This window comes from Arthrobacter sp. Ha26 (genome assembly GCF_059091705.1).
On record NZ_JBNHGX010000003.1, the window covers coordinates 77012 to 95556 of the forward strand.

Genomic DNA, 18545 nt, shown 5'->3' on the forward strand with positions numbered 1-18545 from the left:
GATTAGAATAGTGCGGTGACTTCCAGCAATGATTCGTTCGTCCACCTGCACACGCACACCGAGTACTCCATGCTGGATGGAGCGGCCCGCCTGGGTGAGCTTTTCGACGAGACCGAACGCCTGGGCATGCCGGCACTTGCCACTACGGACCACGGTTACCTCTTCGGTGCGTTCGATTTCTGGCGCAAGGCCACGGACAAGGGCATCAAGCCCATCATCGGCGTCGAAGCGTATGTAACACCGGGTACTGCCCGCACGGACAAGGGACGCGTGCGCTGGGGCGAGGAGTCCCAACGCAAGGACGATGTCTCCGGCGGCGGCTCGTACACCCACATGACCCTCCTCAGCTACAACAATGTGGGGATGCGGAACCTCTTCCGTGCCTCATCAATCGCATCCCTTGACTCCGTCTTCGGCAAGTGGCCCCGCCTGGACCGGGAGCTGCTCAACACCTATTCCGAGGGCCTGATAGCCACCACGGGATGCCCGTCCGGGGAGGTGCAGACGCGGCTCCGCCTGGGCCAGTACCGCGAAGCGCTGGAGGCTGCGGCCGAGTTCCGCGACATCTTCGGCGCCGAAAACTACTTCTGCGAGCTGATGGACCACGGCCTGGACATCGAGCGGCGCGTGACCGGCGACCTGCTCCGGCTGGCCAAGGACCTGAACCTTCCCCTGGTTGCCACCAATGACCTTCACTACACCCACGAGCACGACGCCAAGGCGCACGAGGCGCTCCTGGCCATCCAGTCCGGCTCAACCCTCCTGGAACCCACGTACGACAATGGCGGATCCCGGTTCGCCTTCTCCGGCAGCGGCTACTACCTGAAGTCGCCGCAGGAGATGCGCGAGCTTTTCCGCGACCATCCGGAAGCCTGCGACAACACCCTGCTCATCGCCGAGCGATGCGAAGTGTCCTTCAACACGGACGCCAACTACATGCCGCGCTTTCCGTGCCCGCCGGGTGAGGACGAGACCTCCTGGCTGGTGAAGGAAGTGGACAAGGGACTGCAGTACCGCTACCCGGCCGGCATCCCGGACGAGGTCCGCAAGCAGGCGGACTACGAACTGGGAGTCATCACCTCGATGGGCTTCCCGGGCTACTTCCTGGTGGTGGCCGACTTCATCAACTGGGCCAAGAACAACGGCATCCGGGTGGGCCCGGGCCGCGGCTCGGGCGCCGGCTCCATGGTGGCCTACGCCATGCGCATCACCGACCTCGACCCCCTGCGCCACGGCCTGATCTTCGAACGCTTCCTCAACCCCGACCGCGTCTCGATGCCCGACTTCGACGTCGACTTCGATGACCGCCGCCGCTCCGAGGTCATCGACTACGTCACGCGCAAGTACGGGGACGAGCGGGTGGCGATGATCGTCACGTACGGCACCATCAAAACCAAACAGGCGCTTAAGGACTCCTCGCGGGTACTGGGCTACCCGTTCAGCATGGGCGAGCAGCTGACCAAGGCGCTGCCCCCGGCGGTGATGGCCAAGGACATCCCGCTGGCCGACATCCAGAACCCGGAGGCGAAGCGCTACAGCGAGGCCGGGGACTTCCGGCAGCTGATCAGCACCGACCCGGAAGCCGCCAAGGTGTTCGAGACAGCACTCGGCATCGAGGGGCTGAAACGCCAGTGGGGCGTTCACGCGGCCGGCGTGATCATGTCCTCGGATCCGATTATCGACGTCATCCCGATCATGCGCCGTTTCCAGGACGGGCAGGTCATCACGCAGTTCGACTACCCGACGTCCGAGGGCCTGGGCCTGATCAAGATGGACTTCCTGGGGCTGCGGAACCTGACGATCATTTCCGATGCCCTCGAGAACATCAAGATGAACCGCGGGATCGAGCTCGACCTTGAGAACCTCGAGCTCGACGACGCCCCGTCCTACGAGCTGCTGGCACGCGGGGACACCCTGGGCGTCTTCCAGCTCGACGGCGGGCCAATGCGCTCACTGCTCAAGCTCATGAAGCCTGACAACTTCGAAGACATCTCCGCTGTGTTGGCCCTGTACCGGCCGGGTCCCATGGGCGCCAATGCCCACACCGACTACGCGCTGCGGAAAAACGGGATCCAGGAAGTCATCCCCATCCACCCGGAGCTGGAGGAACCCCTCAAGGAAATCCTCGGCGGAACCTATGGCCTCATTGTGTACCAGGAACAGGTCATGGCCGTGGCGCAGAAGCTGGCCGGGTACTCGCTGGGCCAGGCAGACATCCTCCGCCGCGCCATGGGCAAAAAGAAGAAATCCGAGCTGGACAAGCAGTTCGCCGGCTTCTCACAGGGCATGCAGGACAACGGCTACTCCATGGAGGCCGTGAAGACCCTGTGGGACATCCTGCTGCCCTTCTCCGACTACGCCTTCAACAAGGCCCACTCCGCCGCCTACGGTGTGATCTCCTACTGGACCGCGTACCTCAAGGCCCACTATGCCCCCGAGTACATGGCAGCGCTGCTGACGTCCGTGGGTGACGACAAGGACAAGTCCGCGATCTACCTGAACGAATGCCGGCGCATGGGCATCACCGTGCTTCCCCCGGACGTGAACGAGTCCGCCCTGAACTTCACCCCGGTGGGCAATGACATCCGCTTCGGCATGGGCGCCATCCGCAATGTCGGCGTCAACGCGGTGGAGGCCATGGTGGCGGCCCGGGAGAGCGAGGGCGCGTTTACCTCCTTCAAGGATTACCTGATGAAGGTCCCCGCCGTGGTGTGCAACAAGCGCACCATTGAATCGCTGATCAAGTCCGGGGCCTTTGATTCCCTGGGCCACCACCGCCGTGCGCTGGCGATGATCCACGAAGAAGCCATCGATTCGGTCATCACGCTCAAGCGCAATGAGGCCATCGGCCAGTTCGACCTTTTTGCCGGCTTCGAGGAGGCCGAATCGGAATCGTCGCTGAGCATTGAGATTCCGGACCTGCCGGAGTGGGAGAAGAAGGACAAGCTGTCCTTCGAGCGGGACATGCTGGGCCTGTACGTCTCGGACCACCCGCTCCAGGGCCTGGAAGGGGTGTTGAGCCAGCACGCCGAGATGAGCATCACCTCGGTCCTGGGCGAAGACGGACCCCAGGACGGTGCCATCATCACCATCGCCGGCATGATCACGTCCCTGAGCCGTCGCATCGCCAAGGCAAGCGGCAACGCCTACGCCCGGGCTGAGGTGGAGGACCTCGGCGGTTCCATGGAAGTGATGTTCTTCGGCCAGGTCTACGGACCCATTGCCTCGGTATTGGCCGAGGACCTGATCGTGGTGGTCAAGGGCCGGCTGCAGAAGCGCGACGACGGCGCGATCACGCTCAACTGCATGGAACTCTCGGTGCCCGATCTGAGTGAGGGGCTGGGCGGGCCGCTGGTGATCACCATGCCCACGCACAAGGCAACGGAGGCGGTGGTCACCGAACTTGGTGACGTGCTCCGCACGCACCGCGGCAACTCGGAAGTACGCCTGCACCTGCAGGGCGATACCAGGACCGAAATCATGGGCCTGCCGGTCCACCTCCGGGTGAACCCGAGCCCCTCGCTGTTTGGTGACCTGAAGGTGCTGCTGGGGCCGGCCTGCCTGGACGCCTGACAAAGGAAGGACGACGGCGGTACCGCCGTGGCGTCGTCGTCCTTCCTGTGGGGGGACCTAGATTTCGTAGTCCAGCGGCACGGGCTGGCCGTATGCTCCGCCGTGGTACAGCAGGGGAGAGCCCTCGCCGCCCACCTGCCCGTCAACCACCTGGACCACCACCACGGCGTTGTTCTCGAACGAGAGGCGCATCTGCACCTCGCCGATCAACCAGCCGGCCACATCCTTCAGCACCGGCACGCCGTGCGGCCCAACCTCCCAGTGGTCGCCCTCAAAGCGGTCGGTGCCGCGCGCAAAACGGTCGGCCAGCGCCTGGTTCTCGAGGCCGAGCATGTGCACCCCGATATGGGTGGTGTTGGCGACGGCCGGCCAGGACCGGGAGCTGCGGGCCATGTTGAAGGTGAAGCGCGGCGGTTTCGCAGACAGGGAAGCCACGGACGTTGCGGTGAATCCGAACGGCCGGTCCTGGTAGTTGACCGTGATGATGGCGACGCCGGCCGCATGGCGCCGGAACATTTCCTTGAACGTGCGTTCGAAGGGCGCCTCTTGTTCGGCCACTGGAACTCCTGACGGTTGAATACTGCCTGCTCTCCTTCAACTGTATGGGCCCGCCGGGCAAGCGTGGAATTTCCCGGTGCCCCGCGTCCGGGCGTGAAGCCCGTGGAACAACTGTTAAGGTTTGTTGCATGACACAACGGACGGGACGTACGCGCCCGCGGCTGCCCTGGGCCCTGCTTGTCCTGCCTGCGGTGGCCGGAGTGCCGGCAGGGGTTCTGTGGTGGCTGCTGGCACCGGGCGGCCTCAACCTGATCACCCGGGATCCGGTCCTTGGCGACGGGACCCACCCGCAGGTCTGGCTTCCGAGGGACCTCACGCTGGCCGGGCTCCTGGTCTTCGCAGGATGCCTGCTGGCCGTGTTCCTGGTGGATAAAAAGCGCGCGGATCCGCAGGCGGCCCTCGTGATGGGTCTTGCCGGCGGCCTCTTGGGTGCAGTCCTCGCCTGGCAGGCTGGCGTAGTGTCAGCCCGGCTCTTTGGCCCGGCCGTCGATGCCACCGCCAACGCCAGCATTGCTTTTTCCCTGCGCGCCTGGCCCGTGCTGCTGCTGTGGCCGGCGGCCACAGCCGTGTCCGTGTTTGTGCTGGAGTTGATGCACCTGCTGGGACAGAAGGACGACGGCGGTGCGGAACGGGCGCGGCATGTTGCGGTTGGGCCCGTAAAATAGCCCGGTGACCATTTCTTCGGAGTTTCCCGCCACCCCTGCCGCTGCCGCCGTGAGCTTCCGCACCATCGACCTGCGGGGCCGAAACCTGACCCTTGCCGGGCTCCGGGCCGCTGTGCCGCGCGCCCAAGGCCAGACCGTGGCCGACGCCGAAGAAAAGGTCCTCGACATCATTTCGGCTGTCCGGCAGCGGGGCTTCGACGCCCTCGCTGAATTGGCTTCCCGTTTCGACGGCGTCCAGCAGGAGCACCCGCTGGTCCCCGAAGGTGCACTCTCGGCCGCCCTGGACCAGCTGGATCCCGCCGTGCGGCAGGCGCTGGAAGAATCGATCAGCCGGGCACGCCGTTTTGCTGATGGCCAGCGTCCCCGCAACGTTGACGTCCAGCTTGGCGACGGCGCCCTGGTCAGCCAGAACTGGGTGCCGGTGGCACGGGTTGGCCTCTACGTTCCCGGCGGCCTGGCGGTCTACCCCTCATCGGTCATCATGAACGTGGTGCCGGCACTCTCGGCCGGGGTGGAATCCATTGCCTTGGCCTCACCCCCGCAGAAGGAGTTCGGCGGGCTGCCGCATCCCACCATCCTTGCTGCTGCAGCCCTGCTCGGCATTACCGAGGTATATGCCATCGGCGGCGCCCAGGCGATCGCCGCCTTCGCCTACGGGGTGCCCGCAACCGAAGCCGGTCCGGCACTGGAACCGGTGGACGTGGTAACCGGGCCGGGCAATATCTTCGTGGCCACCGCCAAGCGCCTGGTCAAAGGCGTGGTGGGAATCGACTCCGAGGCCGGGACCACTGAAATCGCCATCCTGGCTGACGCCAGCGCCCAGCCCGCCCTGGTGGCAGCGGACCTGGTCAGCCAGGCGGAGCACGATCCCAAGGCAGCATCGGTGCTGATTACCGAGTCAGAAGAGCTTGCCGCCGCCGTACGCGCAGAACTGGACCTGCAGGCTGCCGCCACCAAGCACTCGGCCCGGGTCCGCGAAGCCCTCTCCGGGCCGCAGTCCGGAGTAGTGCTGGTGGATGACCTCGAACAGGGCATCGCTGCCTGCGACGCCTATGCCGCCGAGCACCTCGAGATCATGACCCGGGATGCAGCTGCCGTGGCCGCGAGGATCCGCAATGCCGGCGCCATCTTTGTTGGCGACTACAGCCCGGTGAGCCTGGGGGACTATTGTGCGGGTTCCAACCACGTGCTGCCCACCAGCGGTACTGCTGCCTTTTCCTCCGGCCTGAACGTGACCACTTTCCTGCGTGCCATCCAGGTGGTGAACTACAGCCGCGAGGCGCTGGCGGAGGTCAGCGGCCACATCGTGAGCCTGTCCGGAGCCGAAGACCTGCCCGCACACGGAGAAGCCGTCACGGCACGCTTCGCGGGCCAGCGTCTCGGATCTGACAACATTTAGTGGCACCCACCACAACATGTAGTAGTTACACGCTTGTTATTAGCCAGGACTGGGACATAGAATTGAAGCGTTCAAGGTGCGTGCCTGTGCGTTTTGCCAGGTCCAACCGCAACCTCGAACTGCCAGGGAAATAAAGCGAAGGAAGGGACGCCATGTACTGTCCGTTCTGCCGCAACCCCGATTCCCGGGTAGTGGACAGCCGCATGGCGGATGACGGCTCGGCCATCCGCCGCCGCCGCCAGTGTCCCGAATGCGGGCGCAGGTTCACCACGGTGGAAACCACCAGCCTCTCCGTTATTAAGCGGTCCGGGGTGGGGGAGCCCTTCAGCCGCAGCAAGGTGATTAACGGAGTCCGCAAGGCCTGCCAGGGACGGCCGGTCAGCGAAGACGACCTCGCCCTGCTCGCCCAGGAAGTCGAAGAGCAGATCCGCTCCTCTGGCGCAGCCGAGATCGACGCTCACGAGGTGGGCCTGGTGATCCTCGGGCCCCTGCAGAAGCTGGACAAGGTGGCCTATCTCCGCTTCGCCAGCGTGTACCAGGCCTTCGAGTCCCTCGAGGACTTTGAAACGGCCATTTCCCTGCTCCGCCAGGAAGCTGAGGACGACGCCAACGGCGCGCGCTCAAAGGGCAAATCCTCTGAGAAGAGCGCCCTCTAAGGCCCAGCCTGATCTCCGGTGGTGGCAGCGGAGGGGAAGCCGCAGCCATCACCGGCACTTACCGCAGACACGAATGCCCCTTCCAAAGGGAAGGGGCATTCCTATGTCTACTTGGCGAGCTTGTGCTTCAGGGCGATTTCGATGGCGGCCCCTACGATGCCGGCCTCATTCCGCAGCACAGCCGGGACGATGGGCGTGCGGAGCTTGAGGTTGGGCAGGTATTCGTCGGCGCGCTTGGAGATGCCGCCGCCCACGATGAACAGTTCGGGGGAGAACAGGAACTCCACGTGGGAGAAGTAGCGCTGCAGCAGGACGCTGTATTCCTCCCAGGACAGGCCGTCGCGCTCACGGGCCACGGCCGAGGCCTTGGTCTCGGCGTCGTGCCCGTCGATCTCCAGGTGCCCCAGCTCGGCGTTCGGCACCAGCTTGCCGTTGAAGATGAAGGCCGAGCCGATGCCGGTGCCCAGCGTGATGACCAGGACGGTGCCGGAAACCCCGGCCCCGGCACCGTAGCGGGCTTCGGCGAGCCCGGCAGCGTCGGCGTCGTTGATGACCTCCACCGGCCGGCCCAGGCGGGCGGTCAGGAGGCCATCGATGTCTGTGTTAAGCCAGCTCTTATCCACGTTGGCGGCGGAGTGGACCACACCGTGCTGGATGATGCCGGGGAACGTCACGCCCACGGGGGAGCCGGCGGCCGGTGCCTCCGGACGTGCGGAAAGCTCGGAGACCACCAGTGCCACGGCCTCGGCAACTGCCTCAGGGGTGGCCGGCTGCGGGGTGGGTACGCGGAACCGCTCGCCCAGGAGCTTGCCCTTTTTCAGGTCGACAATGCCGCCCTTGATTCCCGTGCCTCCGATATCGATGCCGATCAGCGGGGCGTTCTTGTGCGACTTCTCGTCCTTCTTGGCCAATGGGTTTCCGTTCGTGGCAGGGGCGGGCAGGAAAAGGGGCGGCGGACAGCCGGCCCGGGTGGTGCTAAGTCGGCGGTGGCTGCCTGGTCAGCAGCGGCGGGGTGGTGCTGCCAGCGGCACTGACGGGACGTTGCGCCGCCCGTTGCCGCCAGCCGGGCGGTCAGGGCAGGGTAAGGATCTCTGCGCCGGTATCTGTCACCAGCAGGGTGTGCTCAAACTGTGCGGTGCGCTTGCGGTCCCGGGTGACCACAGTCCAGTCATCCGCCCACATGTCCCACTCCACTGTTCCCAGCGTGAGCATTGGTTCAATGGTGAAGACCATGCCGGCCTCGATCACCGTGTTGTAGGCGGGGGCGGCATCGTAATGCGGGATGATCAGTCCGGTGTGAAAGGCTTCGCCCACACCGTGCCCGGTGAAGTCCCGCACCACGCCGTAGCCGAAGCGTTTGGCGTAGGACTGGATGGCGCGGCCGATGACGTTGATTTCGCGGCCCGGCGCGACGGCTTTGATGGCCCGGTTCAGCGATTCCTGCGTCCGTTCCACCAGGAGGCGGGACTCTTCGTCCACGTCCCCCACCAGGAAGGTGTAGTTGGTGTCGCCGTGGACGCCGCCGATGTAGGCCGTGATGTCGATATTGATGATGTCGCCGTCCCGGACCACGGTGGTGTCCGGAATTCCGTGGCAGATGACCTCGTTCAAGGACGAGCACAAGGACTTGGGGAATCCCCGGTATCCCAACGTTGAGGGGTAGGCATGGTGGTCCAGGAGGAACTCGTGGCCCACCTTGTCCAGTTGGTCGGTGGTGACACCGGGCTCGATGTGCTTGCCCACTTCCACAATGGCCTGTGCTGCGATCCTGGAGGCTACCCGGATCTTCTCGATCGTTTCGGCGGACTTGACCTCCGAGCCGGTGAACTTTGCAGGTGCCGGCTTGCCCACATACTCCGGGCGGGGGATGGACGCCGGTACTGGACGCTGCGGGCTGACGGTTCCCGGGGTGAGGGTGCCGATGGGTGCAGTCGAGGCAAGGGAAGGCATAGATTGATCATATAAGGCAGCACAGAAGGCCTAACAACCGGGAGCCGCGTCGGTGCCGCGTAAGAATTTAAGTTACGCGCATCACGCCGCAGCTTCCTTGGCGGCGGAACGGGGAACAGCGATGACTGAGTACTGGTACAACATCAAGACCCATGAGGTGGAGGAGGACCGGTTATCGGACTGGAGCCAGCTGATCGGCCCCTACCAAACGAGGGAAGAAGCCGAGCACGCACTGGAAAAGGTCCGCGCGCGCAATGAGGCGTGGGACAAGCAGGACGACGACGACTGAGGGCTTGGAAGGGCACCCCGGCCGGGTGCGGGCACTGCTCCGCCCCGTGGGGCCCGCCGCCCTTTAGAAAGTGTGTTCGGGACCGGGGAACTGGCCTGACCGGACATCTTCGCCGTATGCTGCCGCGGCGTCCAGGAGCGTGGTGCGCAGATCCGCGTACTGCTTGACGAACTTTGCCATCCTGCCACCGCGCAGGCCAGCCATGTCCTGCCACACGAGCACCTGGCCGGTGGTTTCCCCGCCTGCACCAATGCCCACGGTGGGAACGCTGACCGCCGCGTCCACCGCGGCTGCCGTTTCTGCCGGCACCATTTCCATCAACACACTGAACGCACCCGCCTCAGCCAGCGCCACGGCGTCGTCAATCAGTCTCTGTGCATCGTCGCCGCGGCCCTGGACGCGGTATCCGCCCAGCGCGTGCTCGCTCTGCGGGGTGAAACCGATGTGGGCCATCACGGGAATCCCGGCCTGCACCATGGCCCGGACGGTGGGAGCGTAGTACTTCCCGCCCTCGATCTTGACCGCATGCGCCAGGCCCTCCTTGAGGAACCTCACGCCCGCGGCGACTGCCTGCTCAGGCGAGACCTCGTAGCTGCCGAACGGCAGGTCCGCCACAACAAGGGCGCGCCTGGCCGAACGCGCCACAGCCCGGCAGAGGGGAAGCAGCTCGTCCACGGTGACTGGAAGGCTGGTCTCGTTGCCGAAGACATTGTTGGACGCAGAGTCCCCCACGAGGAGCACCTCGATGCCGGCGGCGTCGAAGATTTCGGCCGTGTACTGCTCGTAGGCGGTCAACATGGCGAACTTGGTGCCGGCATCCTTGGCCTGCTGGAGGTGATGGATGCGCACTTTTGCGGGCTTCCGCACGGAGGCAGCCGGTGCGCCCTCTGAGGGCCCGCTGCCATAGGGGGCGGGGACGTCGGCGGGCGCGCTGGAGTCGGAACTGTTGCTTGAGGCCATGGCATGAGCGTAGTGCCGTACCTGCGCTCCTAGCTACCGCCTGCGTTGACCGTCCAGGTGATTCGCGTCATACGGAGGGAGCTGCGTGTGCACCTGCGCAGGCGCTGCCGCCGGTCACCGTCGCTGCCCTGCCGTGTTAACGCTGTGTTACGCGGCCCCCGGACTCCAGCATCGCCGTCAATTGCTTAGTACAGTGTTGATGAACTGCTTTCCGGCTTCCTCCTCTGCGGACCGGGGCATGGACGTTGACCGACAGAAGAGGCCATCATGGACCGCCAGCAAGAGTTTGTCCTGCGCACAATCGAAGAGCGCGACGTACGTTTCGTGCGCCTGTGGTTCACCGACGTCGTGGGTTCACTCAAGTCCGTTGCCCTGGCGCCGGCTGAAGTAGAGGGTGCCTTCGAAGAAGGCCTTGGATTTGATGGTTCGGCCATTGAAGGGCTTGCCCGTGTCTTCGAGTCCGACATGCTGGCGCAGCCGGACCCGTCCACCTTCCAGATCCTGCCGTGGCGCGGCGAAACCGAGCAGACCTCCCGCATGTTCTGCGACATCCTCACGCCGGACGGCGAGCCCTCGGCAGCGGACCCCCGCAACGTCCTTAAGCGCACCCTCGCCAAAGCCGCGGACATGGGCTTCACGTGCTACACCCACCCCGAAATCGAGTTCTACCTCCTCAAGTCCCAGGAACCGGGACCGGACGGCGCGCCGGTGCCTGTTGATGAGGGCGGCTATTTTGACCACGTCCCCGGCGGCGTGGCACAGGATTTCCGCCGCACGGCCGTGACCATGCTGGAATCGGTCGGAATTTCCGTGGAGTTCAGCCACCATGAGGCCGGGCCGGGCCAGAACGAGATCGACCTCCGGTACGCCGATGCCCTGCAGACGGCGGACAATATCATGACGTTCCGTACTGTCATCAAGGAAGTGGCGCTGCAGCAGGGGACCTACGCCACGTTCATGCCGAAGCCTTTCACCGCACACCCCGGCTCGGGCATGCACACCCACTTCTCCCTGTTCGAGGGCGACACCAACGCCTTCTTCGAAGCAGGCGCGGAGTTCCAGCTGTCCAAGACCGCGCGCCAGTTCATCGCAGGCATCCTGAAGCACGCGCCCGAGCTCACTGCCGTGACCAACCAGTTCGTGAACTCCTACAAGCGACTTTGGGGCGGCGGCGAGGCTCCGAGCTACCTGAGCTGGGGGCACAACAACCGTTCCGCGCTGGTCCGCGTTCCGCTGTACAAGCCGGGCAAGGGCCAGTCCGCCCGGATCGAGTACCGCGGCATCGATTCCGCGGCCAACCCCTACCTTGCCTACGCCGTCCTGCTGGGCGCCGGGCTCAAGGGCATCGAAGAAGGCTACGACCTGCCCGCCGCCGCCGAGGATGACGTGTGGTCGCTGAGCTCAGCGGAGCGCCGTGCCATGGGCCACGACCCCCTTCCCGCGAGCCTGCATGACGCCATCCGCTCCATGGAGGATTCCGAGCTGATGCCGCAGATCCTGGGCGAGCAGGTCTTCGAACACTTCCTGCGCAACAAGCGCGCCGAGTGGCAGGACTACCGCCTGCAGGTGACGCCCTACGAGCTGCAGCGCAACCTGGGCATTCTCTAGGGAGCGGTGATGAGCCTCGCACGGCGCCTCATTGCGGCCGGCTTCAGCGACCTCGAAAAGGGCGGGCGGTTCCTCGCTGCCCCCGAGCTCGAAGGACTGGACGAAGACCGGCTCTTTGCGGGGCTCCAGATGGCTGCCAGCCCCGACACGGCCCTGCAGTCCCTGGTCCGCCTGATCGAAAAGCATCCGGCCCTGCGGGAATTGGCCGGCGCTGACCCGGAGACCAGCGAGCCGATGTACCGTGTCCTGGGTGCATCGGAGGCCCTGGGGGAGTTCCTCATCCGCCACCCCGAACACCTGGAGGCGTTTGAGGTGCGGCCCAGCCCGGAGCCGCTGCATGCAGATCCCAGGGAACTGCGGGCTACTCTGCTGCAGTCCGTCGGCGCCGATCCACGCGCCGAGCGGCCCGTCGCCGCAGCTACAGGAACCGACGCCTACGCGGCCCTTCGCACGGCCTACCGCAGGGGCGTGGTTGATCTGGCCGTAAAGGACTTGTGCGCCGCCGACCCGTTGGACTTTATGCCGTCCGTGGGCGGGGAGCTTGCTGACCTTGCCGGCGCAGCCATCGAGGCCGCCCTCGCCGTCTCGCGCGCAGAAGCCGCCGGCCAGTTCAGCACCGCGGAAGTGGCCGACGTCGGACTGGCTGTTATAGGCATGGGCAAGTGCGGGGCCCGGGAGCTGAACTACATTTCGGACGTTGACGTTATCTATGTGGTGGATCCAGGCAGCCTGGATGATGCCAGGGCCGCCACCATCGGAACAGCCCTGGCCAGCGGAATCTCCCGTGCCATCTCATCCGTAGCCCGGGAACCCGGGCTCTGGGAGGTGGACGCGAACCTCCGTCCGGAAGGCAAGTCCGGGCCGCTGGTCCGGACCCTCGCCTCACACCAGTTGTACTACGCCCGCTGGGCTGAAAGCTGGGAGTTCCAGGCGCTGCTGAAGGCCCGCACCATCGCCGGCGACGCAGCCCTTGGCCAACTGTATGAAGAAGCGATCACCCCGCTGATCTGGAGCTCGGCCAGCCGGGACGGGTTTGTCGAATCCGTCCAGGCCATGCGGCGCCGCGTCACCGAACACATACCGCCCGCCGAGGAGCAGCGGCAGATCAAGCTTGGCCGCGGCGGACTGCGCGACGTTGAATTCACCGTCCAGCTGCTCCAGCTGGTGCACGGCAAATCCGACGAATCCCTCCGCCGCCGCGACACCACCTCCGCGATCGCGGCGTTGTCCGCCGGCGGTTACATCGGGCGGGCCGATGCTGCCGCCTTTGACAATGCCTACCGGTACCTGCGGCTCCTGGAGCACCGCATCCAGCTCTTCCAGCTGCGCAGGACCCACCTCATGCCGGTGGGCGAGCCGGCACTCCGGGCCCTGGCCAAGGCGGTGCTGGGGCCGTTTTCCAACGAGCGCCCGCACCCCGACGCCCTGCTGGCCGCGTGGCAGAAGACCAAGCGCTCAGTGCGCGAACTGCATGAGCGCATCTTCTACCGGCCCCTGCTCAACACGGCAGCCAAGCTCAGCAGCGAGGACGCCAAGCTGACGCCCGAAGCTGCCCAGGGCCGGCTCGCGGCCCTGGGCTATCGGGACCCGCAGGGCGCCATGCGCCACATCGAGGCCCTGACCGCAGGCGTCAGCCGCAGGGCTGCCCTGCAGCGGCAACTGCTGCCCATCCTGCTGGACTGGCTGGCCGAGGGCGTGGATCCCGACGGTGGACTCCTTGCCTTCCGCCGGGTCAGTGAAGCCCTGGGCACCACGCACTGGTACCTGGGCATGCTCCGGGATTCCAAGGCAGCGGCCGAGCGGTTATGCCACGTACTCGCCAACTCGCGGCTGATCGCGGACCTGCTGGAAGTTTCACCGGAATCGGTGGCCTGGCTCGGCCACGACAAGGATCTGGTGCCCGTCAGCTTCGAGGTGCAGTGGCAGGAGATCACCTCCAAGATGTCCCGCCACGCGGAACCGGAAAGCGCCATGCGCCTGATCCGCCTCATCAGGCGGCGTGAGACCCTTCGGATCGCCATCGCCGACTCCGCCGGACTGCTGGACCAGGACCAGGTGGGAGCGGCCCTGGCGGACACCGACAGGGCGGCTGTCTTAGGCGCGTTGCGCGTGGCCGAAGGAATCGTGTCCGCTGGCGGGCCGTTGAAGACAGCTGCCCTGGTGGTTGCCATGGGCCGGCAGGGCGGCCGCGAGATCGGTTACGGGTCCGACGCCGACGTGATGTACGTCCACCGGGCGCTGCCGGGCTTTTCGGAGGCAGAAGCGCAGGAGCAGGCGTCGCGGATTGTTGCGAAGGTTTCCAGCCTCCTCACCCAGCCTCTCAAGCCTGCCATCATGGCCGAACGGGTGCTGCAGGTGGACGCGGACCTGCGTCCCGAGGGCAAGAATGGGGCAATGGTGCGCTCCCTGGATTCCTACGCCGAGTACTACCGGCGCTGGTCGCTCATCTGGGAAGCCCAAGCACTGCTGAGGGCGCGGCCCATGGCCGGCGACGACACCCTGGCTGCGGACTTCCTGAAGCTCATCGATCCTATCCGTTACCCGAAGTCCGTGTCCGAGCAGGATGTGCGCGAGATCAGGCGGATCAAAGCGCGCGTGGAGTCCGAACGTCTTCCCCGCGGCGCAGATCCCGCACGGCACCTCAAGCTGGGCCGCGGCGGACTGAGTGACGTCGAATGGCTCGTCCAGCTGCTGCAGCTTCAGCATGCCGGAAAACATCCCGAGTTGCGGACCACCTCCACCGTCGGTGCGCTTGAGGCGGCTACGCAACTGGGCCTGCTCGCGCAGGACGACGCGGAACTCCTTGCCGAAGCCTGGCGGCTGGCCAGCCGGATCAGGTCCGCCAATGTGATCTGGAGCGGAAAGGCTTCGGACCTGCTTCCGTCCTCGCGGCGCGACCTTGAAGCCGTGGCGCGCTGGTGCGGCTATGAGCCAGGCGGTGCCGCGGCCCTGGAAGAGGACTACCTGCGGGTCAGCCGCCGGGCACGGGGAGTCTTTGAGCGGGTCTTCTACGGCCAGTAGCGCGGCGTCCACGCCCGGCCTGGTGTGGAGCGGCTGCGTGGAGTGGCTGACACCTGTCGGGGGCCGGTGCTAGTTTGAGCCCATGCCCAAACAACTTTTCCTCAACCTGCCCGTCCAGGACCTGAAGCGCTCCGTGGACTTCTTTACCGCACTGGGTTTCACCTTCAACCCCGATTTCACGGACGAGAACGCCACGTGCATGGTGGTCAACGACAACGCCTACGTGATGCTCCTGGTGGAGGGGTACTTCACAACGTTCACCAGCAAGCACGTCAGCGATACCAAGGGTTCGGCCGAAGCGATCATCGCCTACTCGGTGGACAGCAGGGATGCAGTGGATGAAGCAGTCCGGACTGCCTTGGCAAACGGCGCCTCCCCGTCCCAGGACCCGCAGGACTACGGCTTTATGTACAACCGCAGCTTCCAGGATCCGGACGGCCACCTCTGGGAGGTGTTCTGGATGGACCCCGCCGGCCCGCCCGTCGAAGCCGGCGAGGACAGCGGTTCCGGCACCGCCCGGTCCTGAACGGCGTGGGCCCGGGCGTCTGGCTGATTTCACTCCAGGACCTCGACGCCGATGCCTGCGCCATCCAGCTGGAAGCAGTTGCGGGCCTCGAACTGGGCCCCGGGCAGGAAAAGTTTGTTGGCGATCCGCTGCGGATGGCCCTGGCCGGACTGGCGGAGGAATCGCGCCGTCCCTACGTAATCGAGTCCAATGGCCTGGCCGTCGGCCTGTTGACCCTGCAGTCGGGGGCCGCCCGGCTTGCCGGCTGGCCTGACGACGGTTCGGCGTGGCTGCTGCGGGGTTTTCTGATCGACCGGCGGCAGCAGGGCAAAGGGTACGGTCCACTGGGTGCCCGGGCGGCGGTGGCGGCCGCGGAAAGGCTGAGCCGCCGGCACCTGACAGGGGAGTCCGGCGTCGTCCTTTCCGTCAATGAAGCCAATCCGGCGGGTCTGTCCGCCTACAGCCGTGCCGGGTTCGAGGACCGCGGCCAGTACCTGGGCGGTTCCGCAGGGTCCCAGCGGACCATGTTCCGCGGCTTTCCCGCGGATGCCGGGCCGTAACCGTGCGGACCGGCGTTGCACTCGGTCGCGGATTGGCAGATCATGTGGATTGGCGGTGTTCTTCACACCTTGTTGGGGGGAAGGCTTCCTGAGTCTTCGTCTCGAGGAACACCGTCAGGGAGTCCGGTTCCCGGTCTCAGCACGTCAGGAGCCGGATTCCCACCTTCAACCCAGAATTAGAACCAGGCACCAAAAAGGCGGCCACCGGAAGTGTTCCGGTGGCCGCCTCTGGTGTCTCAGGAATTGCGGAGACTAGACGCCGTAGTAGAGCTCGAACTCGTAGGGGTTCGGACGCAGCGACAGCGGGCGGATCTCGTTCTCGTACTTGTACTCGATCCAGGTGTCGATCAGGTCCTGGGTGAAGACGCCGCCGGCCTGCAGGAACTCGTTGTCCTCGGCCAGGGCCTCCAGGGCTTCTTCAAGCGTGCCCGGAGCCTTGGGGATATCCTTGGCTTCTTCTGCGGGGAGCTCGTAGAGGTCCTTGTCGATCGGTGCCGGCGGCTCGATGCGGTTGCGGATGCCGTCGATGCCGGCCATCAGCTGGGCAGCGAATGCCAGGTAGGGGTTGGAGGAGGGGTCCGGTGCGCGGAACTCGATGCGCTTGGCCTTGGGGTTGGTGCCCGTGATGGGGATGCGGATACCGGCGGAGCGGTTGCCCTGCGAGTAGACCATGTTGACCGGAGCTTCGAAGCCCTTGACCAGGCGGCGGTAGGAGTTCACCGTCGGGTTGGTGAAGGCCAGGACGGCGGAAGCGTGCTTGAGCAGGCCGCCGATGTACCAGCGTGCCGTGTCAGACAGGCCGGCGTAGCCCTTCTCGTCGTAGAACAGCGGCTCGCCGCCGTTCCACAGCGACTGGTGGCAGTGCATGCCGGAGCCGTTGTCGCCGAAGACCGGCTTGGGCATGAACGTGACGGACTTGCCCCAGGCGTCAGCGGTGTTCTTGATGACGTACTTGAACTTCTGCAGGTCATCGGCTGCGTGGGTCAGCGTGGTGAACTTGTAGTTGATCTCAGCCTGGCCGGCGGAGCCGACTTCGTGGTGGCTGCGCTCGACCTCGAGGCCGGCTTCATCCAGCGCCACGCACATGGCGTCGCGCAGGTCGGCCTGCTTGTCAGTGGGGGAGACCGGGAAGTAGCCACCCTTGACGGGGGTCTTGTAGCCGAGGTTTCCGCCCTCTTCCTCGCGGCCGGTGTTCCAGTGTGCTTCCTCGGAGTCGATCTTGTAGAAGCTGCCCTGCGGGGAGGACTGGTACTGGACGTTGTCGAACACGAAGAACTCTGCTTCGGGAGCGAAGAATGCGGTGTCCGCGATGCCGGTGGAGGCGAGGTAGGCTTCGGCCTTCTCGGCCACGCCGCGGGGGTCGCGGTGGTACGGGTCGCCCGTGCGGGGGTTGACGATGGAGAAGTTCAGCGCGAGGGTCTTCTCCATGCGGAAGGTGTCCAGGAACGCGGTGGTGACGTCCGGGATCAGCTGCATGTCGGACTCGGCGATGCCCTGGAAGCCGCGGATGGACGATCCGTCGAAGAGTTGGCCGTTGATGAAGAAGTCGGCGTCAACGCTCTTCGCCGGGACATTGAAGTGCTGCTGGACACCCGGAAGGTCGGTGAAGCGGATATCGACGAACTTAATATCCTCGTCTTGGATGAACTTGAGGACTTCTTCCGCAGTCTTGAACATCTATGCTCCTAACGCATATGTAATATCTGGCGTGACAGCCATCTGATCCAGCGCAATCCGAAGGCAGGGAAACCGCGGGGTTTCCCTGCTGTTGTTGCCCTGCCGGGGGATTCGCTTGAAACTGCTAACAGCCTATGGATGGGGCATTTCCCGTCCGTGTCCGTATTGTTTCGGGCAGGTTACATAATGCCCTGATATGGCAACGCTATCTGCCGTCCACACTGTGGTCTAACCGCATCCACACTGTGGGCGGGGGAACCCGGCTAAACTTGGACGGTGGTAGATCGCAAAGACCTCGGCTCCTGGCTCACCGGCCCTGACACCTCCGGCATTTCCAAATATCCGGGTGAGCGGCTTGGCCTGCCGGAGTCCGGGCCCGGCTCCATCGCACGGGCGGGCCGCCGGATCGCGGCGATCATGGTCGACTGGGGCATAGCGCTGCTGATCAGCAACTATGCCTTCGGAGGTGACGCCTGGGCCACCCTGGCGATTTTCGCCGTCGAACAGATCCTCCTGATAGGGACGCTGGGCTACAGCATCGGCCACCGTGTCATGGGCATCCATGTGGTGCGGGCCGGTGGCGGAGCACCGGGACCGCTGGCTGCTTTGGTGAGGTCGGTGCTGCTGTGCCTCGTGGTGCCGGCCGTTATTTTCGACCCCGATCATCGCGGCCTTCATGACAGGGCGATGAACACGCTGCTCCTGCGCCGTTAGGTACCGCCGGGGTTTAGACCCTGCTGGCTTCCGCGGCTGGTGCGGCAACGGGTGTGGCGGCGCTGAGGTGTCCCCGCTTACCGGCCCAGCGCTCGAACCCGAGTGTGGCGAAGGGAAAGACAGCCGAAAGCCCGGCGAAAACCGCCACCACGAACGGCCAGCGCTGGAGCCGCCAGAGCGCCAGCGCCGTGATCCCGTAGCCGACGAACAACGCGCCGTGGATTGGGCCGGCCACCTGCACGCCGACTTCGGTGGTTCCGGCAATCCACTTGAAGTACATGCCGGCCAGGAGCGCGGCCCAGCTGACCGCTTCGGCTACGGCGAGAATCCGGAAGGCACGGAGCATCGCATTCTTGAGGGGCATGGGGGTCCTGTCCGTTGGGTGGAAACAAAAAACGCCCCGGTACCGG

The 18545-nt window shown here is 65.4% G+C and carries 16 protein-coding genes; 10 read left to right on the forward strand and 6 right to left on the reverse strand.

Annotated elements, in window-relative coordinates; genetic code table 11:
- The first annotated feature begins 15 nt into the window (after positions 1 to 15).
- The gene (dnaE, locus tag AC5RVY_RS08880; protein WP_493954353.1) at positions 16 to 3573 is read left to right on the forward strand and encodes a DNA polymerase III subunit alpha; all 3558 of its coding nucleotides are present in this window, start codon (positions 16 to 18) and stop codon (positions 3571 to 3573) included.
- A gap of 57 nt (positions 3574 to 3630) precedes the next feature.
- On the opposite strand, the gene AC5RVY_RS08885 is transcribed toward dnaE, so the two are convergent.
- A complete protein-coding gene (locus AC5RVY_RS08885; protein ID WP_493954694.1) occupies positions 3631 to 4089 on the reverse strand; it encodes a flavin reductase family protein in 459 nt (152 codons plus the stop codon).
- A 170-nt stretch (positions 4090 to 4259) separates the two neighbouring features.
- Between AC5RVY_RS08885 and AC5RVY_RS08890 the strand changes: the two genes are divergently transcribed.
- From AC5RVY_RS08890 to nrdR, 3 genes are all read left to right on the forward strand, one after another.
- Positions 4260 to 4796 (forward strand): hypothetical protein, encoded by a 537-nt coding sequence (locus AC5RVY_RS08890; RefSeq protein ID WP_493954354.1) that lies wholly within the window; start codon positions 4260 to 4262, stop codon positions 4794 to 4796.
- A 4-nt stretch (positions 4797 to 4800) separates the two neighbouring features.
- Entirely contained in the window at positions 4801 to 6195 is a 1395-nt protein-coding gene (hisD, locus tag AC5RVY_RS08895; protein WP_493954355.1) for a histidinol dehydrogenase, read from the forward strand.
- 152 nt (positions 6196 to 6347) lie between these two features.
- Positions 6348 to 6851 carry a transcriptional regulator NrdR gene (gene nrdR / locus AC5RVY_RS08900; protein WP_493954356.1) on the forward strand — a complete coding sequence of 168 codons (504 nt, stop codon included), beginning with the start codon at positions 6348 to 6350 and terminating at the stop codon, positions 6849 to 6851.
- 107 nt (positions 6852 to 6958) lie between these two features.
- On the opposite strand, the gene ppgK is transcribed toward nrdR, so the two are convergent.
- Both ppgK and map read right to left on the reverse strand, forming a co-directional pair.
- Complete coding sequence (ppgK, locus tag AC5RVY_RS08905; RefSeq protein WP_493954357.1) at positions 6959 to 7762, reverse strand: polyphosphate--glucose phosphotransferase; 804 nt, start codon at positions 7760 to 7762, stop codon at positions 6959 to 6961.
- A 160-nt stretch (positions 7763 to 7922) separates the two neighbouring features.
- Positions 7923 to 8801: a type I methionyl aminopeptidase gene (gene map, locus AC5RVY_RS08910; protein ID WP_493954358.1), complete on the reverse strand. Its 879-nt coding sequence runs from the start codon at positions 8799 to 8801 to the stop codon at positions 7923 to 7925.
- Positions 8802 to 8922: 121 nt separating this feature from the next.
- Here map and AC5RVY_RS08915 point away from each other — a divergent pair, with 121 nt between their 5' ends.
- Positions 8923 to 9090: an SPOR domain-containing protein gene (locus tag AC5RVY_RS08915; RefSeq protein ID WP_493954359.1), complete on the forward strand. Its 168-nt coding sequence runs from the start codon at positions 8923 to 8925 to the stop codon at positions 9088 to 9090.
- Between the two features lie 63 nt (positions 9091 to 9153).
- Here the strand turns inward: AC5RVY_RS08915 and panB are convergent, their stop codons facing one another.
- Positions 9154 to 10050, reverse strand: a complete 897-nt coding sequence (gene panB, locus AC5RVY_RS08920; RefSeq protein WP_493954360.1) for a 3-methyl-2-oxobutanoate hydroxymethyltransferase — start codon at positions 10048 to 10050, stop codon at positions 9154 to 9156.
- 267 nt (positions 10051 to 10317) lie between these two features.
- Here panB and glnA (AC5RVY_RS08925) point away from each other — a divergent pair, with 267 nt between their 5' ends.
- The 4 genes from glnA (AC5RVY_RS08925) to AC5RVY_RS08940 all read left to right on the forward strand — a co-directional run bounded on the left by glnA (AC5RVY_RS08925) (position 10318) and on the right by AC5RVY_RS08940 (position 15744).
- A complete protein-coding gene (glnA, locus tag AC5RVY_RS08925) occupies positions 10318 to 11658 on the forward strand; it encodes a type I glutamate--ammonia ligase (protein WP_493954361.1) in 1341 nt (446 codons plus the stop codon).
- Between the two features lie 9 nt (positions 11659 to 11667).
- Positions 11668 to 14679, forward strand: coding sequence for a bifunctional [glutamine synthetase] adenylyltransferase/[glutamine synthetase]-adenylyl-L-tyrosine phosphorylase (locus tag AC5RVY_RS08930; protein WP_493954362.1), 3012 nt, complete (start codon positions 11668 to 11670; stop codon positions 14677 to 14679).
- A gap of 82 nt (positions 14680 to 14761) precedes the next feature.
- Complete coding sequence (locus AC5RVY_RS08935; RefSeq protein ID WP_493954363.1) at positions 14762 to 15205, forward strand: VOC family protein; 444 nt, start codon at positions 14762 to 14764, stop codon at positions 15203 to 15205.
- Positions 15206 to 15210: 5 nt separating this feature from the next.
- Positions 15211 to 15744, forward strand: coding sequence for a GNAT family N-acetyltransferase (locus AC5RVY_RS08940; protein WP_493954364.1), 534 nt, complete (start codon positions 15211 to 15213; stop codon positions 15742 to 15744).
- A 252-nt stretch (positions 15745 to 15996) separates the two neighbouring features.
- Here AC5RVY_RS08940 and glnA (AC5RVY_RS08945) read toward each other — a convergent pair whose 3' ends face one another.
- Positions 15997 to 17421: a type I glutamate--ammonia ligase gene (gene glnA, locus AC5RVY_RS08945; RefSeq protein WP_493954365.1), complete on the reverse strand. Its 1425-nt coding sequence runs from the start codon at positions 17419 to 17421 to the stop codon at positions 15997 to 15999.
- Positions 17422 to 17697: 276 nt separating this feature from the next.
- On the opposite strand from glnA (AC5RVY_RS08945), the gene AC5RVY_RS08950 reads away from it, so the two are divergent.
- Positions 17698 to 18135, forward strand: coding sequence for an RDD family protein (locus AC5RVY_RS08950; RefSeq protein WP_493954366.1), 438 nt, complete (start codon positions 17698 to 17700; stop codon positions 18133 to 18135).
- Positions 18136 to 18148: 13 nt separating this feature from the next.
- On the opposite strand, the gene AC5RVY_RS08955 is transcribed toward AC5RVY_RS08950, so the two are convergent.
- Complete coding sequence (locus AC5RVY_RS08955) at positions 18149 to 18499, reverse strand: DUF3817 domain-containing protein (protein WP_493954367.1); 351 nt, start codon at positions 18497 to 18499, stop codon at positions 18149 to 18151.
- Positions 18500 to 18545: the final 46 nt, after the last annotated feature.

Bases quoted from the DNA above. Each gene is read 5' to 3' on its own strand.
- AC5RVY_RS08930 (WP_493954362.1), top strand. From the start codon at position 11,668: ATGAGCCTCGCACGGCGCCTCATTGCGGCCGGCTTCAGCGACCTCGAA.
- AC5RVY_RS08915 (WP_493954359.1), top strand. From the start codon at position 8,923: ATGACTGAGTACTGGTACAACATCAAGACCCATGAGGTGGAGGAGGAC.
- map (WP_493954358.1), bottom strand. From the start codon at position 8,801: ATGCCTTCCCTTGCCTCGACTGCACCCATCGGCACCCTCACCCCGGGA.
- panB (WP_493954360.1), bottom strand. From the start codon at position 10,050: ATGGCCTCAAGCAACAGTTCCGACTCCAGCGCGCCCGCCGACGTCCCC.
- glnA (WP_493954365.1), bottom strand. From the start codon at position 17,421: ATGTTCAAGACTGCGGAAGAAGTCCTCAAGTTCATCCAAGACGAGGAT.
- glnA (WP_493954361.1), top strand. From the start codon at position 10,318: ATGGACCGCCAGCAAGAGTTTGTCCTGCGCACAATCGAAGAGCGCGAC.
- AC5RVY_RS08890 (WP_493954354.1), top strand. From the start codon at position 4,260: ATGACACAACGGACGGGACGTACGCGCCCGCGGCTGCCCTGGGCCCTG.
- AC5RVY_RS08935 (WP_493954363.1), top strand. From the start codon at position 14,762: ATGCCCAAACAACTTTTCCTCAACCTGCCCGTCCAGGACCTGAAGCGC.
- nrdR (WP_493954356.1), top strand. From the start codon at position 6,348: ATGTACTGTCCGTTCTGCCGCAACCCCGATTCCCGGGTAGTGGACAGC.
- AC5RVY_RS08885 (WP_493954694.1), bottom strand. From the start codon at position 4,089: ATGTTCCGGCGCCATGCGGCCGGCGTCGCCATCATCACGGTCAACTAC.
- AC5RVY_RS08955 (WP_493954367.1), bottom strand. From the start codon at position 18,499: ATGCCCCTCAAGAATGCGATGCTCCGTGCCTTCCGGATTCTCGCCGTA.